Raw genomic sequence first — 20,383 nt, 5'->3', positions numbered from 1 at the left:
CGGATCGGCCTTTCGGCCGTCCGGGATGACAACAGTTCGTCTATGCGGAAGTTCAGTGCGCGTGCGACTCGCGGCCCGCAGGCGCCGCCGTCATGCTCTCCGCCTCGATGGCCGTGCGGGCGATGAAGCGGCCGCGCAACGGTTTCAGCACGAATATGGCGAGGAACGCCGCCGTCGCGTTGAGGCCGACCGCGATGGCGAACACGGCGTACCAGCCATATTTCGCCGCCACGATGCTGGCGAGCGGCACCAGCAGCGCCGCCGTGCCCTTGGCGGTGTAGAGCATGCCGGCATTGGTCGCGGCGAATTTCGAGCCGAACGTGTCGCCGGCGGTGGCCGGGAACAGCGAGTAGATTTCGCCGAACACGCCGAAGAAGCAGGCCGTCGCCAGCACGAACACCAGCGGGTTCGAGCCGTGATAGACCAGCATCAGCAGCGCCGCCGCCGCCGTGCCGAAGGCGATGAACATGGTGTTCTCGCGGCCGATGCGGTCGGAGACATAGCCAAACAGCGGGCGACCGAAGCCGTCGAAGATGCGGTCGAGCGAGATGGCCAGCGTCAGCGCCGCCGCCTGCAGGCCGATGAGGTTCACCGGCACGTCCGCCACGCCGAGATCATGCGCGATGGGGCCGATCTGCGCCGCCGCCATCAGGCCGCCCGAGGCGACCATGACGAACATCAGGTAGAGCAGCCAGAACACCGGCTTCGAGATGGTCTGCGCCGGCTTGAAGTCGACCTTGCTCTGCGGCAGCTTGCTGGCCTTCTTCGGCGCCGCGATCTTGAACTTCGGCGCATAGAGGAACATCGACATCAGGCAGACGATGGCGCCCTGCCCGAGGCCGAACCAGAAGAACGCCGCCTCATAGCCGCGCGTGGCGATCATCGCCGCGATCGGGACCACGGTCAGCGCCGCGCCGGCACCGAAGCCCGCCGCGGTCGCGCCAGCGGCAAGGCCGCGACGATAGGGGAACCACTTCAGCGCGTTGCCGACGCAGGTGCCATAGACCGCACCCGAGCCGATGCCGCCGAGCACGGAGCCGAGATAGAGCAACGGCAGCGAGGTGGCGTAGGAGTTCACCGTCCAGGCCAGCGCGATGGTCACGCCGCCGAACAGGATGACGACACGCGGGCCGTAGCGGTCGACGAACCATGCCTCGATCGGCACCAGCCACGTCTCGGTGAGCACGAACAGGGTGAAGGCCAGCTGGATGGCCGCACGGCCCCACTGGTGCTTGGCGTCGATCGGGTCGACGAACAGCGTCCAGCCATATTGAAGATTGGCGATCATCGCCATGCAGACGATACCGCACGCCAGCTGGAACCAGGGCTCCCAGGCGCGCGCACCGGTCTGCGGAGTTGCAGTGCTCGCTTGCATTGAGGTTTCCTCGACCTGTTGCCACCACGCGGCTCTTTCCGACCGCTTCGGCGGGGGCGCTCACGCGCCCATCTACTGAAAGTAAGTCGATGATGCATGGTGCGGTCGAGCCAAGGCACCCCTCATGCTCGACTACATTACTTTACCGAGGGTCATTCAATGACGTTCGGTCAAGCACCAAACCACGACAACATACGCCATCAACTGTGTATTGATAGATATCATCTATTCATCGAGATTCAACATCCATTATACCACGGTATGTTTACCTAGAGACATCTATTCTCCGCCGAACATACCTAGGTATAGTCGACGTACGGGAACCTCCAACACACGGAATACGTCACAGTTGATTTCACGCGGACGTTGGGGTGCCGAAAGTCATGCCCGAAGTCACGCCGTCCCACTTCCGCAGCGGCGTGCCCGAACCTTGTCACGGACCTTCTTGCCGCACCGCCTCCCGGGCGCCCCACCGCCGCACGGTGCTGAGTTCCCGTTTCGTAAGCCGGCAATCCATTCTTGCCGGGAACCAGTCACCGTCGACCGCGTTCAATTACCACTAGCCGGCGGATATAGCCGGCCTGCGACGGCAACGGGGTTGCCGGAAAAGGGGATTGATCATGAACAGAACCATTCTCGGCGCGCTGGTCGTGGTGCTGGCCGTCGTCGCCGGCATCTTCGCCTACCAGGCCTATGAGCGAGACAAGAACTCGCTGCAGATCGAAGTCGGGCCGCAGGGCGTCAAGGTCGATCCGCCGGGCTGACGCCTGGCACTCCGGGGCGGCGGGCCTAAAGTATTAGGCCGGCAGGCTGCAACGACGCGGATCATGCTCTAAAAGGGCGACCAGAGTAATATTCGGTCGCCTGACGCCCTTCGGCGCGTCCCGCCGCCTTCGGAGCATTCATTCGATGTCGTCTACGCTTGCCGCCGCGCCCGTCGGCGTTGCCGTCGCCAATCCGCGCTCCCGTGTCATCCTCGCGAGCCTGATCGGCACCACCATCGAGTTCTATGATTTCTACGTCTATGCCACCGCCGCCGTGCTGGTGTTCCCGCATCTGTTCTTCCCGGTCGGCAACGACACCACCGCCCTGCTCGCCTCCTTCGCCGTCTTCGGCGCCGCCATGGTGGCCCGTCCGCTCGGCGCCGTCTTCTTCGGCCATCTCGGCGACAAGCGCGGGCGCAAGGCGACCCTGGTTGGCGCGCTGCTCACCATGGGCATCGCCACCTTTCTCATCGGCGCACTGCCGACCTTCCATCAGGTGGGCTGGCTCGCCCCCGCGCTGCTGGTGGTGATGCGGCTGGCGCAGGGCTTTGCGCTCGGCGGCGAGTGGAGCGGTGCAGCGCTGGTCGCCACCGAGAACGCCCCGCCCGGCAAGCGCGCGCTTTACGGCACCTTCCCGCAGCTCGGCGCGCCGCTCGGCTTCATCATCGCCAACGGCCTGTTCCTGATCATTGCCGCCTGGTTGCCCTCCGAGGATCCCTCGCGCCCGTCGGAAGCGTTCCTCAGCTGGGGTTGGCGCATTCCGTTCCTGTTTTCGATCGTGATGGTCATCGTCGGCCTGTGGGTGCGGCTCAACCTCGTCGAGAGCAGGGCGTTCGAGAAGACCGTCAAGGCCGGCAAGGTGCACAATGTGCCGCTGGTCTCGGTGTTCCGCACCCATACGCGCCAGCTGGTGCTCGGCACCTTCTACATGCTGGCCACCTATGTGCTGTTCTACCTGATGACCACCTTCTCGCTGAGCTATGGCCGCGCCGCCAGCACGGCCGCCCTGCCCGGCCTCGGCTACGACTACCGCACCTTCGTGCTGCTGATGATCTTCGGCGTCATCTTCTTCGGCATCTTCACCATGCTCTCGGGCCCCTGGGCCGACCGCTGGGGACGCCGCCGCACCCTGATCGGCGTCACCAGCGCGATCATCGTGTTCGGTCTCGTCTGGGTGCCGTTCCTCTCCGCCGGCACGGTCGGCGTCGTTGCCTGGCTGGTCGTCGGCTTCAGCCTGATGGGCATGACCTTCGGTCCGATGGGCGCGCTGCTGCCGGAGCTCTTCCCGGCCAATGTGCGCTACACCGGCTCGGGCATCGCCTACAACGTGTCCTCGATCCTCGGCGCGGCGGTGGCCCCGTTCATCGCCGTGGCGCTGTGGAGCTGGGGCGGCGGCAGCCCGTTCTGGGTCGGCGTCTATCTCTCCGCCATGGCCGGCCTGACGCTGATCGCGCTCATCCTCGGTGCGGAAACGCGCGACGTCGACATCGAGGCGTGAACGGCGCGCCGGCACGCTTCGGTACCGCACCGGCGGACAACACAAATCCTCGCGGATTCCGCCGCGTTCCTTTAGGCCTTAGCTTCCACGCCGGCGCGGATTCGCCAGCGTGCGATCCGTCCCGTCGTTGCAGATTTCCAGGGGGCATGGAGGCCTCTGCCGCGAGCCATGGCCACCAAGCGCGAAAAGATCCTCGTGATCGGGAAATACTACGCGCCGTTCAATGGCGGGATCGAGCTTGTCACGCGGCAATATGCGGAGCGTCTGGCCCAGCGCTTCGATGTCGACGTTCTCGTCAGCGCGCATGACAGGGACAGCGGTATCGTCGAGATCGACGGCGTGCGCGTCATCCGCGTCGCCACGCAGCTGACGCTGTTCTCCCAACCCCTGTCGTTCGGCATGCTTACGCGGATCCGGCCGGGCGACTACGCGGCGGTGCAGTTCCACGCGCCCAACCCGTTCGTTTCGTCGATCCTGTGGGCGAAGATGACGCTACAGGGCTTCCGCACGCCGGTCATGATCTTCCACCATATGGAGATTGTGGGACGACAGGCGCTGCGGCGGCTGCTCACGCCCGCCTATCGGCATCTCGCACGCAAGGCTGCGTGGGTCTCCGTCACCTCGCCGCGAAACTACGCGATTTCGCAGGACCTTCCGCGGGATGCCAATGTGGTGACCCTGCCCCTCTTCGTCGATTGCACGGACTACCCGGATGGTGCCGCATTCCGGACGGCGGCGGCGGACTGGCGGCGGCAGAATTACGGAGAAGCGCCGCTCATCGGTTTCATCGGGCGGCATGCCTATTACAAGGGCCTCGACGTGCTCGTCCGCGCATTGGCGAAGCTGCCGGATGTCCGGGCGGTGATCGCCGGCGACGGTCCCTTCCGGGCGCCGACCATGGCGCTCGCGCGCGAACTCGGCGTCGCCGACCGCATCGATTTTCCCGGCGGGATCAGCCATGGCGACAAGTGCCGGCTGCTGGCGGCCATCGATGTGTTCGCCTTTCCCTCGACGGGTCAGACCGAGGCGTTCGGTCTTTCGCAGCTCGAAGCGATGCTGCTCGGCGCCGTCGTGGTGGCGAGCGATCTGCCGACCGGCGTGACCGACGTCTCGGTCGACGAAGAGACAGCGCTGCTCGCGCGGCCCGGCGATGCCGATCATCTGGCGGCACAGCTCGGCCGTGCGCTATCCGACACCGCGTTGCGCGCGCGGCTCCGCGCCAATGCCTTGCGTCATGTCGAGCAGCACTTTTCGCGCGAGCGCGTGCTGGCGGACCTTGAGCGCCTGACCAGTGAGGCAATCGGCGCGCGCGGGGCGACGTGATGGCGCCCCGGATATTGGCCTCCGCCTGGGCGCAGCTGCGTCATCGCCTACACTCCCAGTCAGGCAAGGGGCTGATTGCCGCCGCGATCTGGCAGCTCGCCAACTACGCCATTCCGCTGCTCACCTTTCCCTATCTCGCGCGCGTGCTGGGCGTGGAGGGCTTCGGGCTGATCGGACTGGCGGGAGCGATCCTCGGCTATGCCGGCCTGGTCGTCGACTGGGGCTTCGGGTTTTCGGGAACGCGGGACATTGCCCGCCACAAGGACGATCCCGCAGAGGTGCGGCGCATCCTGTGGAGCATCGTTCTCGCCAAGGCGACGCTCGCGGCGATCTGCATGCTCGCCATTGTCGTCGGCGCAACCTTCGTGTCGGCGTCGCTGCGCCCGGTGCTCCTCGCCTCGACGATCTATCTCGTGACCCTGCCGTTCAATCTCGAATGGGTGCTGCGGGGTGTCGAACGGCTCGGCAAGTTCGCCAAGGGCTCGATCATCGGCCGGCTCGCGGCGGTGCCGCTCGTCTACCTGCTGGTGAGAGAACCCGACGATGTCGCCATCGCCGTCATCGCCAGCGGCATGGGCGGCGTTTTCGTGGCGATCATCTATGGGATCGAACTGCAGAAACTCGGGCTCCTTGGACGGCCGTCCTTCGACGTCACCCAGTCGTGGCTGTCCTTCAGGGAGAGTTTTCACCTGTTCCTGTCGACGGTCGCCATCTCCCTCTACACCAGTTCCATCATGGTGGTGCTCGGCGTCATGTCAGGTCCGGCGCAGGTCGGACTCTACGCCGCCGCGACGCGAATCCAGACCCCGGTTCGCGGACTTCTGTCGCCGATCTCGATGGTGTTTTTCCCGCGCATGAGCGCGCTGGGCGTCTCCGATCCGGAGCGGGCCTCGCATCTCGCGCGCCGGCTTCTGCTGGCGCAGGGCGGGTTCGCGCTGCTGCTCACGCTTGCGCTCACCTTCGCGGCCCCGCTGCTGGTCACCCTATTGCTGGGGCCGGGATTTGAAGACGCCGTGCCGGTGCTGCGCGTGCTGGCGTGGCTGATCCTGCTGACCGGCATCAGCAATGTGACGGGCATCATGCTGATGATCCCGTTCGACATGAAGCGTCAGTTCACCTGGTGCCTCGTGCTGGGGGCGGTCGTCGGAACGACCATCGTCTTCCCGCTGACCCATTTCCACGGCGCACTCGGCGCGGCCTTCGCGGCGCTGGCGAGCGAATTCGTCGTGACCACCAGCATGCTGCTGGTGGTGCGGCGCCGCTTCAGCTGGATGCGGCTGCGGAAAAAGCCAACCGACCCGACAGGGACGATCTGAGACGACCTCGACGATTACCGCGACAACGCCGCGTTGATCGCCTTGTCGATGTTGAGAACGTAGTCGCGAACGCCGAACGTCTCGCGCGCATGGCTTGCCCCCTGCTCGGCCATGCGGCTGGCTTCGACGGGATCGGCCAGGAACTGCCGAAGCGCCTCGGCCAGCGCACCGGCATCGCCGGGCGCCACCAGCACGCCGGTTTCACCGTCGCGGATCAGCTCCACCGCCCCGCCGGCGCGCATCGCGACCACGGGCTTTCCCGCCAGCATGCCTTCGATGATCACGCGACCGAAGGGCTCGGCGGCGGTCGAGGTGTGCGCGACGATGTCCACGCCCTTCATCAGGACCGGAACGTCGCGGCGGAACCCGAGCAGGCGAACCCGGTCCTCCAGCCCCGCGGCCGCGATGTCCGAGCGCAGCTGCGCCTCATAGGCATCCTCGCCGAACAGCGCGCCTCCTACGATGACGGCCTGCAGGTCCGGAACACTCTTCAACGCTTCGACCAGCACGTGCTGGCCCTTCCAGCGGGCCAGCCGGCTGAAGACGCCGACGATGGGGCGATCTCCCGCCAGACGGGTCTCGGACAAGAGTCGCGCTCGCGCCTCGGCGGCGTCGATCGCGTCGAAGGCAGCGGGATCGATGCCATTATAGACGACCTCTACGGGAGAGCGGCCGCCGATCCGGCGATAGGCTTCCGCCGTCGCCTGCGAATTGGCGATGACGCGGCGGATCGCGAAGGCCGGCAGCAGCGAACAGCACATCCGCAGGCCGGCGCTGAAATGCTCGGCGGTCAGCAGATCGCGAAGATGCCAGATCACCGGCCGCCGATGCAGCGGATAGGATAGCGCCGCCAGCACGATTGCCTTCATCGTGTTGGCGTAGACGACGTCGTGCCTGCGGGCATGGCTGGCAAAACCGCGCAAGATCCTCAGCAGGGCGGGAATCGCCCCTGCGGCCGCCGCCAATCCGTCGTCGCGCCGGACGTTGAGAATGCCGGAAGCATCGACGAGGACCGTCGGCACCGAGAACTCGCGCAGTCGCTCGGCGAAGGGACCGGGCTGCATCAGGCATACCGTCTGCGGACCCTTCCGCCAGCGCACGATATCGATCAGCGAGAGCTCGGCGCCGCCGATCTCCGCGGCCTGATCGACGAAGAGTACCGATGGTGACGGGGACATCTCATCTCGTCATCTTGAGTAGGTCGACCATCGGCGCGACACGACCTCGTCAGGATGACAAGGCCTCCCGGTAAGCTGCTGTGACACGAGCGGCGATGATCGGCCAGTCAAATGTGGCGGCATAGCTCCGGCAGGCCGCGGCGTCGGGAATGCCGCGGCCACCGAGAGCGTCCAGCAATCCGGCGGCCATCGCCTCCGGCCCCTTGCCCTCGAATACGAGACCGGGCGCCAGCGGCGCCGTCACCTCGGGCAGACCACCGACGGGCGTGACGATCGCCGGCGTTCCCGCCGCAAGCGACTCCAGCGCAATGAGCCCAAATCCCTCAAGGGCCTGGGTCGAAACGACGCTCAGGTCCGCCGCGCGATAGGCTCGCGGCAGATCCTCGTCGGAGACAAATCCGAGCAGCCGGACGTTGCGTTCGAGCCCGAGCGCGTGGATCTGAGCGAGCAATTCGTCGCGCAAGGGGCCGCGCCCGGCGATCATGAGCAGCGCATCGGGATGATGGCGGACGACCTCGGTCATGGCCTCGACGAGGTATTCGAGCCCCATGCGGCGCACGAGGCGGCGCACCGCCAGCAGGATCGGCCGATCCGTCGGCCAGCCGAGACGCTCACGCGCCTCGGCGCGCGTCTCGGCGATGTCGAACCGTTTGAAGTCCACACCGCCGGGGATGATGCGAATGCGCTCGCGGGGGACGCCGTATGCCCCGTGCAGCACGTCGGCGAATGCCTGCGAGAGCACGATGAACAGCCGGCCGCGCCGGTAGACCGCGACCTCCATCGTCCGCTTCAGGCGGACGCGCAGGCCCGCATCGCCCTCTACGGCGCTCTCGCCGGCCCAGGGGCCGTGAAAGTGGACGGCCAACGGCCCCTTGATCAGATCCAGCACCGGCAGGGTGGAAAGCGCGAAATGCGAGACCGTTAGCTCGGGCGTGCCCTCTCTCAGCAACTCAGCATAGGTGCGCCGGGCGCCGCGAAATTTCCGCAGATAGCTGTCGGAACTTGCGGCATAGCTGCGAATGCGCCCGCCGGTCTCCACGGCGACATTCGCCGAGCCGATCACCATGCCGCGCGCGTCCGTCAGATGCGGCGTGGTGTTCAACAGATCGAAGAAATAGCGCGGCAGGCCGCCGGCGCGCTCGGAAAACCACTCCAGTCCCAGCTGGATGGTCCTCATATCCCGCGCTCCCCGGCGACGCGCGCGCACAGTTTCAGATAGTCGCCGGCCATCCTCGACCAATCATGCTGCTCGGCGACCTCGCGCGCCTGCGCCGGCATCGTCCGGCTCGTGCGCAGATCAGCCATCACGACGCGCATGGCGTCCGCGACGGCCCCGACATCGTTCGGCTCCGCAACCACCACGCCGCACCCCTCCCCCACGAGTTCGGCCGCGCCGGCCGTCCGGCACGTCACCACCGGCAAGCCCGACGCCATGGCTTCCAGCACGACGAGGCCGAAGGGCTCATAGCGCGAGGGGAAGACGAAAAAGTCACTGGCCCGCATTATGGCAGCGACATCGCGGCGGAATCCGAGGAAATGCACCCGGCGATCCACGCCGAGTTGTTGCGCGAGCCGCGGGTAGGACGTGCCTTCATGCGCCCCCACGACGGCGAGATGCAGATCCGGAACCTCGACCAACGCCCGAAGCACCGTATCCAGATTCTTGCGCGGCGTGCCGAGCCCGCCGACGAACAGCGCTACGACGGAACGCTCCGGCAGGCCATAAGCGGCACGCGCCACGGTGCCGGGCGAGAATTCGAGCGTATCGACACCGTTGGCGATCACCTCGATCTTCTCCGGCGGCTGCCCGGCGGCAACCAGCTCACCAGCGACCTGCGACGACACGGCGACGAGATATCGCGATGCCCGGAAGGCGAGCCGCTCCAGAACGACATTCAACCCCGTGTAGAAGCGCTGATAGAGGCCGCGCAATCCGCGCCCGGCCTCGTAGAACGGCGACGCTCCCCAACCGCGATGCACGAAATGCACCGCGTTGATATCGCTCGATCCCAGCGCTATCGCGCCGTTGAGGAGAACCACATCTCCGGCCGAGCGCAGCTTGCGCAATATGATGCCGGCGTGAAGGCCGAACCAGAAATTCCGCAACAGGGCGATGCGCAACGGCCCATGCGACGCCAGCGTGTAGTCGATGCCCTCCATCTCGCGCAGTTCAGGTGCGACTTCTTCTGCGATCAGATGAACGGCATGGCCGGACATCGCGGCATGCCGCGCCAGTTCATAGTTCACGCGCCCCTGCCCGTCGGTACGGGTGAGCTTGTGCGTGACGATGATGATCCGCATGTCGATGCAGCTTATCGCGCGAAGGCACGCTGGACCGGAAACGCGGTCTGCCGTCGCGGAGCGGAGACTTTCCAGCTGACCACGATGGCCACGAACGGGAAGATGCACATACCGCCAAACCCGACCAACGCGTTGGAAAAGACGATCTGCGACAAGACACCGACCGCTATGGCCGCGGATACGCGCGAATAGTCATCAAACGATCCATTCTTGATGGCGGTGTAGATCATCGCCGCCAGAGAAAATACGATGATCAAGGCCATCAGGCCGAAATTGTAGAAAAGGTCCAGGACGCCGTTATCGAACACCCTCATCGCATCCGAGTTCTCGCCGCCCAGTTTCGTACCGAGGCCGGAAATCCCGAGACCGTTACCCAACACCAGTGAATCGACCTGGCTCAGAATCGTGTCGCTGAAGCTCAATCGGGCATTGTAGCTGTTGTCTTCCGCGAGGTTCACGATGCTGGCGAGACGCCCGAAAAACACCTCCGAGATCGGCTCATAGCTCAGCAGGGGAAGAGCCAGGATTGTGGCTACCAGGCCGATCAAGACATATCTCAGGCGCTGGAACCCCTGCCCCACGACGAGCAGCACCAGAAGGCCGATGGCGAGACCACCCCAGGCCGAGCGCACGAGCGTGAGCGCCAGGGATACGAGCGCCAGAGGAGGCGTGATCCAGCGCAGGCGCGAGGACGACGAGAACATCGCGAGAAGCCCGACGAGCAGCAACACGGCAAAATGCCCAGGCGAGTTCAACGTACTGAAAAGCCTGAACATCTGGGGAATCGGGAGACCGGCGGAGCTGAACTCGGACGCAGTCAGCCAGTAGGCATCCCAGGGTCGCAGATTAAAATACTGATCTATGGCATAGAGCGACAATACGAAGGTGCCGTATATAAATGTCCTCAGCATCGTTCCGGCAATTTCCCGAGAACGATCCGCATAGGTCAGTATATAGCAACCGAATATAACCGGTGATACGAGTGTCGCCAACGTATACAAGGCCGGAATAGGCTGCCCCTGGAATATTCCCAACAGCGCGCCGTAGGCATACACGATTATGATCGCCGTGAACGGCGCATACGACCAGAAGGATTTGCGGTTGGCGCGCCCGATGGCGAGCAGGGAAACGGCAAGCGGCGCCACAATGATGAGGCTGAGCGGATTAAATCCGCTGCTCCAGTCCGCCAGGCGGCGGACCAGCGGTGCGAGCATCCATATCCAAAGACAGAATGAGACGTAGTCGCGGGTCGGTGAACGCAGATACAGGATCAGCGCGACCGCTGCCGCCAATGGCAGGAAGGCGAGATTGAGGACGCCGCCCGCCCCTGCCGCCGCCAGAGCGAGGGTCGCGGCAGCCAGCGCCAGCTGCAGCCAGATCTCCCATCGGAACCATGAACGGACCGCCTTCATCGCTATGTCCGCCGCGCGGCGCGGGATCGCCCGGCGAGGTCGGGATCAAGGTCGTCTGCCGCCCTCCGGACCATGACCGCGCCGCATTCTCCATCGATCGGCCATTGCCGAAACGCGGAAGCTGCCACGATCAAAACGCCAACGTCCCTCAAGCGATCACACTCCCGACCAAAGCGACATCATAGCCAAGCCCCCTCGCCCCCGCGAATCGCCGTGTGTCGAAGGCGGATAGAACCACAGCCGGCGGCACCTTGCGCTTCATTCGGCCCCGGCAACCGCCCGCCACCACGTCTTCACAGCCGCCCCTCGCCCCTCGAGGCTGGCGCGCAACCGCGCGATAGCGTGCGGCTCGCCCAGCGCCGACAGTCGAAAGGCCTGCAGCAGGCCGGGCGAAGCGCGCGTTCCCATCGCATACGCCCACGCGAGGAAGACCGGCCGACGCCAGGCCGGGAGAGCATCGAGCAAAGCCAGCGTCTCATTATGCACGGCATTGTATTGTGCGACGGGGGAGAAGGTGTTGCGTGCGTCCTCATCGTGCCGGACGGCCGGAAAGTGATCGACAAGGACTGCCGGGTCATAGAGCAGCCGCCAGCCCTTGCGGCGGATGGCGGCGCAGATTCCCACCTCATTGCAAACCTGCGCGCCGCTACCCAGCAGACGGCCATCGAAGCGCGCGCCCGCCAGCGCGGCGGCCCGGAAGCTGATATTGGCGCCCTTCAGGACGTGCACCTCCCGAGCCTCGCCATAACCGACATGATGATTGCCGATTATGCGCCCCTGGAACTGGATGATGCCGACTATCCTCTCCGAAGCCGGGATGGTCGTGTCGCCGACATGTATGACATCCCGCCCGCCGAGCCCTCCCAGGGCAGCGTCGGCCGCATAGTGCCGCTCGATCCGCTCCAGCCAGTCCGCAGCAGGGGCCGTGTCATCGTCAATGATCGCGATGATGTCACCCTTGGCGGCATCAAGGCCTGCGTTCATGGCCGCGACCTGACCGGGCCTGGCAACCGTGGCGAGTTCGATCCCGACGTCGCCGCGCGACGACACCGCGGCATGGCTGTCGACGTCATTGTCCCTGCAGACAACGATGATCTGATCCGCCGGCCGGCGTTGACGATCAAGGGCAGCCAGGCATCGCAGGAGATCCGGCACCCGCCGATAGGTCGGAACGACGACTGAAATCATCGACATCAATGACAACCACGACAGCTGAAAACCGGACGAGCACTCTCATACACACGCGACCGGTCCTAATGGAAACGGCGTTTCCATATGGCCGCAACCTCATTGCCCGCCGCCGACCGTCAGGCGGGGTCATGCCGCATTCGTCGACAGTGACGCCGCGCCGGCCCGGTCACTCTCCATCGTGATGCGCTCGCGGTCTTCCTTGAACAACACGATGATCCGGCAGGCACGGCATCTCCTCCGCCACCGATACACCGTCCGCTCCCTGCTTCAGGATGAATGCCTTCTGCGTGTCCGAAAACTTCGATGCCTTCATTGCCCGCCACACTCCCGCCGGGGGATTTTGGCGCGGAGTAACTCCGGCTTCAAACGGTCCAGTTTTCTGGGATCAGATCAACGGGAGTTCAGGCACTCTCTTCGGAAGGGCTCCATCGAACGCCTCGATGTAGGGATCGTCAGTGGCGTTGCCGGACCGGGAGAAGTCCAGCATGAGCTTTTCGGATCGGCTGACAGATCGAGGCCGTTGAAGCATGCCCGGTTGACCTTGCTTAGCGCGTAACAGATGCCCGCTCACAGCCGACGGCGCAAGCGGCGCGCCACAACTCCCGCGATGCCTTCCCGGAACAGCAGCACGCAGGCGACGAAGATCGTACCCTGCACCACCGTCACCCAGGCGCCCAAATGCGCTAGGTAGTTCTGCATGGTGACGATTACCGCCGCACCAACGATGGGACCGAAAACCGTGCCCATTCCGCCAACCAGCGTCATCAGCACAACTTCACCTGACATCGTCCAGTGGACGTCGGTAAGCGTGGCGAGCTGGAACACCAGCGCTTTCATGCCTCCTGCTACACCTGCGATGGTGCTGGAAATCACGAACACGGCGAGTTTGTAGCGCGGGGTGTTGTAGCCCAGCGATATGGCTCGTGGCTCGTTCTCGCGGATCGCCTTCAGCACCTGCCCAAACGGCGAATGGATGACGCGGAAGATGCCGAGCAGCCCGGCCAGGAACACCGCCAGCACCACGTAGTAAAGGACACGGTCGTTGGAGAGGTCGATCAGCCCGAACAGGTGGCCGCGCGGAATCGCCTGGATGCCGTCCTCGCCATGTGTGAACTTCGCCTGCAGGCAGAAGAAGAACACCATCTGTGCGAGCGCAAGCGTGATCATTGAGAAGTAGATGCCCTGCCGGCGGATCGCCAGCGCACCGAAGACGAGGCCGAGGCCGCCTCCGGTCAGGGCGCCGAGCAGTACTGACAACTCAGGCCCCAGCCCCCACACCTTCGCGGCGTGGCCTGTGACATAAGCCGCCATGCCGAAATACGCGGCGTGGCCGAAGGAGAGGAGACCGCCAAAGCCGAGCAGAAGATTGAACGCGCAGGCGAACAGCGCGAAGCACAGCAGCGTCATGAGGAACATCGGGTAGAGCGCCAGCGGCGCCACCAGCAGCACCGCCGTCAGAGCGATGAAGAGCCTGCCATAGAGCGCTGTCTGGTCTGCGGCGCGGACGGGTGGCGCGGTAGACTTGGCCAGCCGCGCCGGCGAGATGTCCTGTACCATGGTCATGCGGTCCTCCCGAACAGTCCGGCGGGCTTAACGAGGAGAACGATGGCCATGATCACGAAGATCACGGTGGTCGACGCCTCCGGATAGAATACCTTGGTCAAACCCTCGATAAGGCCGAGTGCGAAGCCCGAAGCGATGGCGCCGAGGATCGAGCCCATGCCGCCGATCACCACCACCGCGAACACCACGATGATGATGTCGGCTCCCATGTTGGGGTTGACCGAATAGATCGGCGCCGCCAGCACTCCGGCGAGCGCTGCGAGGCCGACGCCGAAGCCGTAGGTCAGCGTAACCAGCAGCGGCACATTGATGCCGAAAGCCTGGGTTAAGCTGGGATTCTCCGTCGCCGCACGTAGATAGGCGCCAAGCCGGGTGCGCTCGATCAGTAGCCAAGTGCCGAGGCAGACGATGATGGAGGCGATGATCACCCAGGCGCGGTAGTTGGGAAGGAACATGAAGCTCAGCCGCTGTCCGCCCGCCAGTTCCGGCGGTATGGCGTAGGGCATGCCCGAGGCGCCGTACTGGTTGCGCAGCAGTCCCTGCATGATCAGGGCGATGCCGAAGGTCAGCAGCAGCCCGTAGATATGGTCGAGCTTGTAGAGCCGGCTGATGAGCAGGCGCTCGATCACCACGCCGCTGGCGCCGACCATAAGGGGCGCGAGCAGCAGCGCCCACCAGTAGCCGATGCCGAGATAGTTCAGCAGCATCCAGGCGACGAAGGCACCCAGCATGTACTGCGCGCCGTGGGTGAAGTTGATGATGTTGAGCAGGCCGAAGATGACCGCGAGCCCGAGGCTCAGCAACGCGTAGAACGAGCCGTTGATCAGGCCAAGCAGCAACTGGCCGAACAGCGCCTGCACGGGAATGTCCAGGAACGGGATCATGGCTCACACTCCCAGATAGCGGTTGAGCTTTGGCAGGCTGGCGTCCATCTCGTCATTCTCGATTCGGTCGACGATGCGGCCCTGCTCCACGATGTAGTGGCGGTCGGCGATGCCCTGTGCGAAGCGGAAATTGCTTTCCACCAGCAGGATGGTGAAGCCGCTCTCGCGCAGCGTGCGGAGCGTGGCGCCGATCTGCTGGACGATTACCGGGGCGAGGCCTTCGGTAAGTTCGTCGCACAGCAGGAAGCGCGCGCCGGTGCGCAGGATGCGCGCCAGCGCCAGCATCTGCTGTTCGCCGCCCGAGAGCTTGGAGCCGTAGCTGGTCAATCGTTCTCGGATATTGGGGAACAGTTCGAAGATCTGTTCATCGCTCAATCCACCCGGGCGCACGCGCGGTGGCAGATTGAGGTTTTCCTTCACGGTCAGGCTGGCATAGATGCCGCGCTCTTCCGGCACATAGCCGACGCCGAGCCTCGCGACCTGCCTCGAAGCGTAACCGATGGTCTCGGTATCTGCGATGCGCACCGATCCGGTGCGGCGTCCGACCATGCCCATGATCGAGCGCAGCGTCGTTGTCTTGCCCGCGCCATTGCGTCCGAGCAGGGTGATGACCTCGCCCTCGGAAATATCGAGGTTGATGCCGTGCAGGATGTGGGATTCGCCGTACCACGCCTCGAGGTGACGGACTGCCATCAGCGATTTGGTGGGGGAGCGCTCAAGCATGGCCGGCTCCGATATAGGCTTCGATCACGCGGGGATCGTCGGACACGGTCGCGTAATCGCCTTCGGCGAGAATACGTCCGCGCGCCAGAACGGTGATGCGGTCGCACAGATTGGCGACGACGGAGAGGTTGTGTTCCACCATCAGGATGGTACGGCCCACCGATGCCTTGCGGATCAGCGCGCTGATGCGGTCGATGTCCTCATGACCCATCCCGGCCATCGGCTCGTCGAGCAGCATCATGTCGGGTTCGAGCGCCAGCGTGGTCGCCAGTTCCAGCGCGCGCTTGCGACCATAGGACAGGTCGCTGGCATTGCGGTCGGAGTCCGTGGCCAGCCCGACCTCGTCGAGCAGTTCCAGCGCGCGCGCATCGTAGCCGCGCAGCACCTTCTCGGAGCGCCAGAAGTCGAAAGAGAAGCCGCGCTGGCGTTGCAGCGCGACGCGCACGTTCTCCAGCACGGTCAGGTGCGGGAACACGGCTGAGATCTGGAACGAGCGGACGAGACCGAACTGGGCGATGCCGGCCGACGACACGCCGGTGATGTCGCGGCCATTGTAGTGAATGGTACCCCTGGTCGGCACCAGGAACTTGGTCAGCAGGTTGAAGCAGGTGGTTTTGCCCGCTCCATTCGGCCCTATCAGCGCGTGGATCGCGCCGCGCCGCACCTTGAGATTCACATCCGACACGGCGTTGAAGCCGCCGAAGCTTTTCGAAAGTCCTTCCGTCGCGAGGATGTAGTCCTCGTGCATTGGCGTTTTCCTCCTAGGTTCGGCGCTGCCCGCGGTTCTTGTTGCGAACCTTCGAACAGCCCCGTCCGTCAATCGGGGCAGTTGCCGGCACGGGCCGCGTTTTGCGGCGCCGCTGCCGGCTCTGCTCTCTCAACCCGGCAATTTGATCCGATGCAGCGGGCGACCGCCAATCCCCAGTGCGAGAATAACCACCGCTTCATCGGCGCGGGGCGCGTCGGGGATGGTGATTTCGGCGGCGTCCATCTGGTCGAAGTCCCAGATCGACGTCTTGCCGGTCAGCGGGAAGGTGATCGCCGCACCCGGCGCGCCAATCTTCTTGGTGGAGGGAATGATGTCCTTGCCAGCGACGGCCGAGCGTACCGGGGCGCCGAACCTCGGATGCAGCAGCGCCGCGGCGTGCTCGATCTCTCCGTCGGTGCCGATGATCGCGGCCTTGCCGTAGTTCTGCACGGCATCCGCGCCGACGCCGAGAGCATCGAGGCCACGTTGCGCGAGCAGGGCCGAGACTTCCGCGCCGAGGTCGTAGAGCGGCGCGAGTTCCTCGACATGCCGACCCGCGAACGGGTTGGCGATGACGGCGGCGATGGTCACCTTGCGCGAGGGCGGCGAGACCGCCTGACCGACGTCGCTATGGGTTTCCTCGACCTGCACGACGATTTTGCGCACCTGCATGGCAGACATGGTAGCTCCGTAATGGCGATGAAAAGGGCGCCGGCGACACACAATGTGCCGGCGCAAGGAGACCGCGAAGGGTCAGGGGACTGCGAGGGTCAGGCGACGCGTAAGGCCGGTTCAGTTAGCCACGAGGGGACAGCCGCCCTGGTCGAGCGGGCGGAAGGCTTCCGCCGCCGGAATGGTGGTGCGCAGGGTATAATAGTCCCACGCTCCCTTGCTGTCGGCCGGCTTCTTGACCTCGAAAAGATACATGTCGTGGATCTTGCGTCCGTCAACGCGGATCTGGCCCTTGCCCATGGCGATGTCCTCGGTGGACATGGACTTCATCTTGGCGACCACCGCCGCGCCGTCCTTGGAGTCGCCGAGCGCTTCCACCGCCTTGAGGTAGTGCACGACGGAACTGTAGACGCCGGCCTGCACCATGCTCGGCTTGCGCCCGTTCATCGCCTTGGCGAAGCGCTCGGAGAAGGCGCGCGAACCGTCATTGAGGTCCCAGTAAAACGCCGATTCCAGGATCAGGCCCTGAGCGATCGGCAGGCCGGCAGCATGGACGTCGGTAATGTAGACTAGCAGCCCGGCGAGCTTCTGCCCGCCCTCGACGATGCCGAATTCGGCTGCCTGCTTGATCGAGTTGCTGGTGTCGACGCCGGAATTGGCGAGACCGACGATCTTGGCCCCGGAGCTCTGCGCCTGCAGCAGGAAGGAGGAGAAGTCCGCCGTGTTCAGCGGGGTCAGCACCTTGCCCAGAACCTTGCCGCCGCTCTTCAGCACCACCGCCTCGGTGTCGCGCTCCAGCGCATGACCGAAGGCATAGTCGGCGGTCATGAAGAACCAGGTGTCGCCGCCGGTCTGGACAATGGCCTTGCCGGTGCCGTTGGCCAGTGCCCAAGTATCGTGGGTCCAGTGGATGGTGTTGGGCGAGCATGCCTTACCGGTCAGTTCAGAGGTGGCGGCTCCGGAGACCAGCTCGACCTTGTTCTTCTCGCGGGCAAGTTGGCTCAGCGCCAGCGCGACAGCCGAATTGGTCACGTCGGTGATTACGTCGACGCCGTCGACGTCGAACCAGCGGCGCGCAACGTTCGAGGCGACATCCGGCTTGTTCTGGTGGTCGGCGCCGACTACCTCGATCTTCCAGCCTTTCTCCAGAAGGCCGGAATCCTCCACCGCCAGCTTGGCAGCGGCCACCGAGCCCAGGCCCCCCATGTCGGCGTAGAGACCGGACTGGTCGTTCAACACGCCGATCTTCAGCGTCTTCTCCTGCGCGGAGCCGGGAACGGCGGCGCAGATCACGAGTGCGGCGACCGCGCACGCGGTTACGAGCCTCATCTTAATTCCTCCTGCTTGGCGTTTCCTCGTTAGGCTTTCTTGTCTTGTGCGGCGCGCGTCGTTGCGTGCGCCGTTTCGGCTAGGCTCTTGCGCTATTCCCCCGCCTGGGCCAGCGGCGCGTCGGCATCGGACAGGAAGCGAATGATGCCGGCATAGTCGACGCCGCGGCCGCCCTCGCCGATGAAGCGCTCATAAAGTGCGGAGGCGGCATGGCCGAGGGGCGTCGTCGCCCCGGCGAAGCGTGCGCATTCCTGAGAGAGCCTGAGGTCTTTCGCCATCAGTTCGGCGGCGAAACCTGGCTTGTAGCCGCGACTGGCAGCCGAAGTAGGCACCGGACCGGGGACAGGACAATGGGTGGTGAGCGCGTAGCACTGGCCCGAGGCGCTAGAGGCGACATCGAACAGCGCCTGCCGCGACAAGCCGAGCCCGTCCGCAAGCAGGAAGGCCTCGCTGACCGCAATCATGCTGATGCCGAGGATCATGTTGTTGCAGATCTTCGCCGCCTCGCCGGTGCCGGCCTCACCGCAATGGACGATGCGGCGTCCAAGTGCTTCGAGAAATGGGCGTCCTGCCGCAAATGCGGCCTCGTCGCCGCCGACCATGAAAGTCAGCGTACCTGCGGTCGCGCCTTCGACGCCGCCGGAGACCGGTGCATCGAGTGATAGCCGGCCGGCCTCGCGGGCCTGTGCATGGGCACGGCGCGAGCTTTCAACGTCGATGGTCGAGCAATCGATGATAAGGCCACCTAGCTTCATGGCGGGGAGAGCTCGCGCCCAGACGTCGATGACCGCCGGGCCGGCGTTCAGCATGGAGAGCACGATATCGGCATCTCGGGCCGCCTCAGCGAGCTCTTGCGAGGCCTCAATTCCCTGCCGGGCTGCAAGAGCGCGGCGTTCGGCAGAAATGTCAAATCCGCGAACGATATGTCCGGCTTTCACGGCATTGGCGGCCATGGGCCCTCCCATATTGCCCAAGCCAATAAAGGCGACGACTGCCACGACGCTTCCCCTGTGATTTATGTTCGTTGCCCTAGGGATAGCCTCTCGATTGCTGGACAAACATACCCAAATTTCGGCCACCTATTGTGCATAATTGCATAAGCACGCTAGCCTAACGCCGAGCGCGTGACACCCGCCACGCGCAACATGATGAGTGCAGCAGGATGAGCACGACGCCGAACTGGGAGCATCTGCGTGCCTTGCTGGCCGTGGCACGGGCAGGCACGCTGTCTGGCGCGGCGGTCGCGCTCGGCGTCAAGCATTCGACCGTTGGCCGCCATCTCACCGCACTTGAGGAGGCTGCGCGCACCAAGATCGTTGAGCGCAGCCCGTCCGGTATCACACTGACCGCTGCCGGTGAGCGGCTGATGGAGGCCGCCGAGATTGTCGAGAACCAGATACTGCTGGCGCAGGAAGAGATCGGCGGGCGAGACCTTTCGGCCGGCGGCACGGTGCGCATCGGCGCGCCGGATGGCGTGGGGGCCTTCTTCCTCGCTCGCCAGCTAAAGCCGCTGCTGGACTCCTACCCGAACCTGACGGTGCAACTCGTCGCCATGCCGCGCTTGTTCAACCTGACCAAGCATGAGGCCGATCTCGCGATCGTGCTGACGATGCCCACTCAAGGGCGGCTCGCCACCCGCAAGCTCACCGACTACACGCTGGGTCTCTATGCGAGCCCCGCCTATCTCGCCTCGACGCCAACGATCCATGAGGCCAACGACCTGAAGCGCCACCGGTTCATCAACTATATCGACGACCTGATTTTCACTGCTGAGCTCGACTATCTCGATGAAGCCGTACGCGGAGCACGGGCGACATTCCAGAGCTCCAGTATCATCGCGCAGATGAATGCCGCGCGGGCGGGTGTGGGGCTGGCGGTGCTGCCCCATTTCCTAGGTTCGCAATTCCCAGATCTTGTCTCCGTGTTGCCGGCTGCGGTGCGGCTGCAACGTAGCTGGTGGCTGGTGGTCCATGAATCGCAACGCGACATTGCGCGCGTGCGCATCGTGATGGATTTCATCAGCGGGCTCTTTCAGGCCCACCGTAGCCATTTCAACGCTTGACGCCTGTCTCAGGCAGGGCCACGGGGGTGGAACTTCGCCGGTAA

18 protein-coding genes are annotated in these 20,383 nt (G+C 64.7%); 5 read left to right on the top strand and 13 right to left on the bottom strand.

What is annotated here, in order from left to right:
* Positions 1–52: 52 nt before the first annotated feature.
* Positions 53–1,375, bottom strand: coding sequence for an oxalate/formate MFS antiporter (gene oxlT, locus ACO2RV_RS17960; RefSeq protein WP_423295483.1), 1,323 nt, complete (start codon positions 1,373–1,375; stop codon positions 53–55).
* A 620-nt stretch (positions 1,376–1,995) separates the two neighbouring features.
* Here oxlT and ACO2RV_RS17955 point away from each other — a divergent pair.
* From ACO2RV_RS17955 to ACO2RV_RS17940, 4 genes are all read left to right on the top strand, one after another.
* Positions 1,996–2,139: a hypothetical protein gene (locus ACO2RV_RS17955; protein ID WP_423295480.1), complete on the top strand. Its 144-nt coding sequence runs from the start codon at positions 1,996–1,998 to the stop codon at positions 2,137–2,139.
* Between the two features lie 145 nt (positions 2,140–2,284).
* Positions 2,285–3,637 carry an MFS transporter gene (locus ACO2RV_RS17950; protein ID WP_423295478.1) on the top strand — a complete coding sequence of 451 codons (1,353 nt, stop codon included), beginning with the start codon at positions 2,285–2,287 and terminating at the stop codon, positions 3,635–3,637.
* 168 nt (positions 3,638–3,805) lie between these two features.
* Positions 3,806–4,960 (top strand): glycosyltransferase, encoded by a 1,155-nt coding sequence (locus tag ACO2RV_RS17945; protein ID WP_423295476.1) that lies wholly within the window; start codon positions 3,806–3,808, stop codon positions 4,958–4,960.
* Complete coding sequence (locus tag ACO2RV_RS17940; RefSeq protein WP_423295474.1) at positions 4,960–6,276, top strand: flippase; 1,317 nt, start codon at positions 4,960–4,962, stop codon at positions 6,274–6,276. Before ACO2RV_RS17945 ends, ACO2RV_RS17940 begins: the two co-directional genes overlap by 1 nt.
* Before the next feature lie 14 nt (positions 6,277–6,290).
* On the opposite strand, the gene ACO2RV_RS17935 is transcribed toward ACO2RV_RS17940, so the two are convergent.
* The 12 genes from ACO2RV_RS17935 to mmsB all read right to left on the bottom strand — a co-directional run bounded on the left by ACO2RV_RS17935 (position 6,291) and on the right by mmsB (position 19,275).
* Positions 6,291–7,454: a glycosyltransferase gene (locus tag ACO2RV_RS17935; RefSeq protein WP_423295472.1), complete on the bottom strand. Its 1,164-nt coding sequence runs from the start codon at positions 7,452–7,454 to the stop codon at positions 6,291–6,293.
* 49 nt (positions 7,455–7,503) lie between these two features.
* Entirely contained in the window at positions 7,504–8,631 is a 1,128-nt protein-coding gene (locus ACO2RV_RS17930) for a glycosyltransferase family 4 protein (protein ID WP_423295470.1), read from the bottom strand.
* Positions 8,628–9,755, bottom strand: coding sequence for a glycosyltransferase family 4 protein (locus ACO2RV_RS17925; RefSeq protein WP_423295468.1), 1,128 nt, complete (start codon positions 9,753–9,755; stop codon positions 8,628–8,630). The genes ACO2RV_RS17930 and ACO2RV_RS17925 overlap by 4 nt, the downstream gene beginning before the upstream one ends.
* Positions 9,756–9,766: 11 nt before the next feature.
* A complete protein-coding gene (locus ACO2RV_RS17920) occupies positions 9,767–11,167 on the bottom strand; it encodes a hypothetical protein (RefSeq protein WP_423295466.1) in 1,401 nt (466 codons plus the stop codon).
* Positions 11,168–11,425: 258 nt separating this feature from the next.
* The gene (locus tag ACO2RV_RS17915) at positions 11,426–12,361 is read right to left on the bottom strand and encodes a glycosyltransferase family 2 protein (protein ID WP_423295464.1); all 936 of its coding nucleotides are present in this window, start codon (positions 12,359–12,361) and stop codon (positions 11,426–11,428) included.
* Positions 12,362–12,925: 564 nt separating this feature from the next.
* On the bottom strand, positions 12,926–13,921 hold the full coding sequence (locus tag ACO2RV_RS17910) for a branched-chain amino acid ABC transporter permease (RefSeq protein WP_423295462.1): 996 nt from the start codon (positions 13,919–13,921) through the stop codon (positions 12,926–12,928).
* Positions 13,918–14,805, bottom strand: a complete 888-nt coding sequence (locus tag ACO2RV_RS17905; RefSeq protein WP_423295460.1) for a branched-chain amino acid ABC transporter permease — start codon at positions 14,803–14,805, stop codon at positions 13,918–13,920. Before ACO2RV_RS17905 ends, ACO2RV_RS17910 begins: the two co-directional genes overlap by 4 nt.
* Positions 14,806–14,808: 3 nt before the next feature.
* Positions 14,809–15,528 carry an ABC transporter ATP-binding protein gene (locus tag ACO2RV_RS17900; protein ID WP_423295458.1) on the bottom strand — a complete coding sequence of 240 codons (720 nt, stop codon included), beginning with the start codon at positions 15,526–15,528 and terminating at the stop codon, positions 14,809–14,811.
* Positions 15,521–16,276, bottom strand: coding sequence for an ABC transporter ATP-binding protein (locus tag ACO2RV_RS17895; protein WP_423295456.1), 756 nt, complete (start codon positions 16,274–16,276; stop codon positions 15,521–15,523). The genes ACO2RV_RS17900 and ACO2RV_RS17895 overlap by 8 nt, the downstream gene beginning before the upstream one ends.
* Before the next feature lie 129 nt (positions 16,277–16,405).
* Positions 16,406–16,957 (bottom strand): amino acid synthesis family protein, encoded by a 552-nt coding sequence (locus tag ACO2RV_RS17890; RefSeq protein WP_423295454.1) that lies wholly within the window; start codon positions 16,955–16,957, stop codon positions 16,406–16,408.
* A 111-nt stretch (positions 16,958–17,068) separates the two neighbouring features.
* Positions 17,069–18,277 (bottom strand): ABC transporter substrate-binding protein, encoded by a 1,209-nt coding sequence (locus tag ACO2RV_RS17885; RefSeq protein ID WP_423295452.1) that lies wholly within the window; start codon positions 18,275–18,277, stop codon positions 17,069–17,071.
* Positions 18,278–18,369: 92 nt separating this feature from the next.
* Positions 18,370–19,275 (bottom strand): 3-hydroxyisobutyrate dehydrogenase, encoded by a 906-nt coding sequence (mmsB, locus tag ACO2RV_RS17880; RefSeq protein WP_423295449.1) that lies wholly within the window; start codon positions 19,273–19,275, stop codon positions 18,370–18,372.
* 164 nt (positions 19,276–19,439) lie between these two features.
* Between mmsB and ACO2RV_RS17875 the strand changes: the two genes are divergently transcribed.
* On the top strand, positions 19,440–20,339 hold the full coding sequence (locus tag ACO2RV_RS17875; RefSeq protein ID WP_423295447.1) for a LysR family transcriptional regulator: 900 nt from the start codon (positions 19,440–19,442) through the stop codon (positions 20,337–20,339).
* Positions 20,340–20,383: the final 44 nt, after the last annotated feature.

It is taken from the genome of Ancylobacter sp. VNQ12 (assembly GCF_049445835.1).
Taxonomy (GTDB): domain Bacteria; phylum Pseudomonadota; class Alphaproteobacteria; order Rhizobiales; family Xanthobacteraceae; genus Ancylobacter.
Note: the sequence above shows the minus strand (reverse complement) of the source record. Positions and strands in the feature narration are given on the sequence as shown.

What these genes read in the sequence shown, in the direction of transcription:
- ACO2RV_RS17875 (WP_423295447.1), top strand. Translation starts at nt 19,440, where the DNA reads ATGAGCACGACGCCGAACTGGGAGCATCTGCGTGCCTTGCTGGCCGTG.
- ACO2RV_RS17890 (WP_423295454.1), bottom strand. Translation starts at nt 16,957, where the DNA reads ATGTCTGCCATGCAGGTGCGCAAAATCGTCGTGCAGGTCGAGGAAACC.
- ACO2RV_RS17900 (WP_423295458.1), bottom strand. Translation starts at nt 15,528, where the DNA reads ATGCTTGAGCGCTCCCCCACCAAATCGCTGATGGCAGTCCGTCACCTC.
- ACO2RV_RS17885 (WP_423295452.1), bottom strand. Translation starts at nt 18,277, where the DNA reads ATGAGGCTCGTAACCGCGTGCGCGGTCGCCGCACTCGTGATCTGCGCC.
- ACO2RV_RS17930 (WP_423295470.1), bottom strand. Translation starts at nt 8,631, where the DNA reads ATGAGGACCATCCAGCTGGGACTGGAGTGGTTTTCCGAGCGCGCCGGC.
- ACO2RV_RS17940 (WP_423295474.1), top strand. Translation starts at nt 4,960, where the DNA reads ATGGCGCCCCGGATATTGGCCTCCGCCTGGGCGCAGCTGCGTCATCGC.
- ACO2RV_RS17935 (WP_423295472.1), bottom strand. Translation starts at nt 7,454, where the DNA reads ATGTCCCCGTCACCATCGGTACTCTTCGTCGATCAGGCCGCGGAGATC.
- ACO2RV_RS17950 (WP_423295478.1), top strand. Translation starts at nt 2,285, where the DNA reads ATGTCGTCTACGCTTGCCGCCGCGCCCGTCGGCGTTGCCGTCGCCAAT.
- ACO2RV_RS17925 (WP_423295468.1), bottom strand. Translation starts at nt 9,755, where the DNA reads ATGCGGATCATCATCGTCACGCACAAGCTCACCCGTACCGACGGGCAG.
- ACO2RV_RS17895 (WP_423295456.1), bottom strand. Translation starts at nt 16,276, where the DNA reads ATGCACGAGGACTACATCCTCGCGACGGAAGGACTTTCGAAAAGCTTC.
- ACO2RV_RS17915 (WP_423295464.1), bottom strand. Translation starts at nt 12,361, where the DNA reads ATGTCGATGATTTCAGTCGTCGTTCCGACCTATCGGCGGGTGCCGGAT.
- ACO2RV_RS17945 (WP_423295476.1), top strand. Translation starts at nt 3,806, where the DNA reads ATGGCCACCAAGCGCGAAAAGATCCTCGTGATCGGGAAATACTACGCG.
- ACO2RV_RS17910 (WP_423295462.1), bottom strand. Translation starts at nt 13,921, where the DNA reads ATGACCATGGTACAGGACATCTCGCCGGCGCGGCTGGCCAAGTCTACC.
- ACO2RV_RS17905 (WP_423295460.1), bottom strand. Translation starts at nt 14,805, where the DNA reads ATGATCCCGTTCCTGGACATTCCCGTGCAGGCGCTGTTCGGCCAGTTG.
- oxlT (WP_423295483.1), bottom strand. Translation starts at nt 1,375, where the DNA reads ATGCAAGCGAGCACTGCAACTCCGCAGACCGGTGCGCGCGCCTGGGAG.
- ACO2RV_RS17955 (WP_423295480.1), top strand. Translation starts at nt 1,996, where the DNA reads ATGAACAGAACCATTCTCGGCGCGCTGGTCGTGGTGCTGGCCGTCGTC.
- ACO2RV_RS17920 (WP_423295466.1), bottom strand. Translation starts at nt 11,167, where the DNA reads ATGAAGGCGGTCCGTTCATGGTTCCGATGGGAGATCTGGCTGCAGCTG.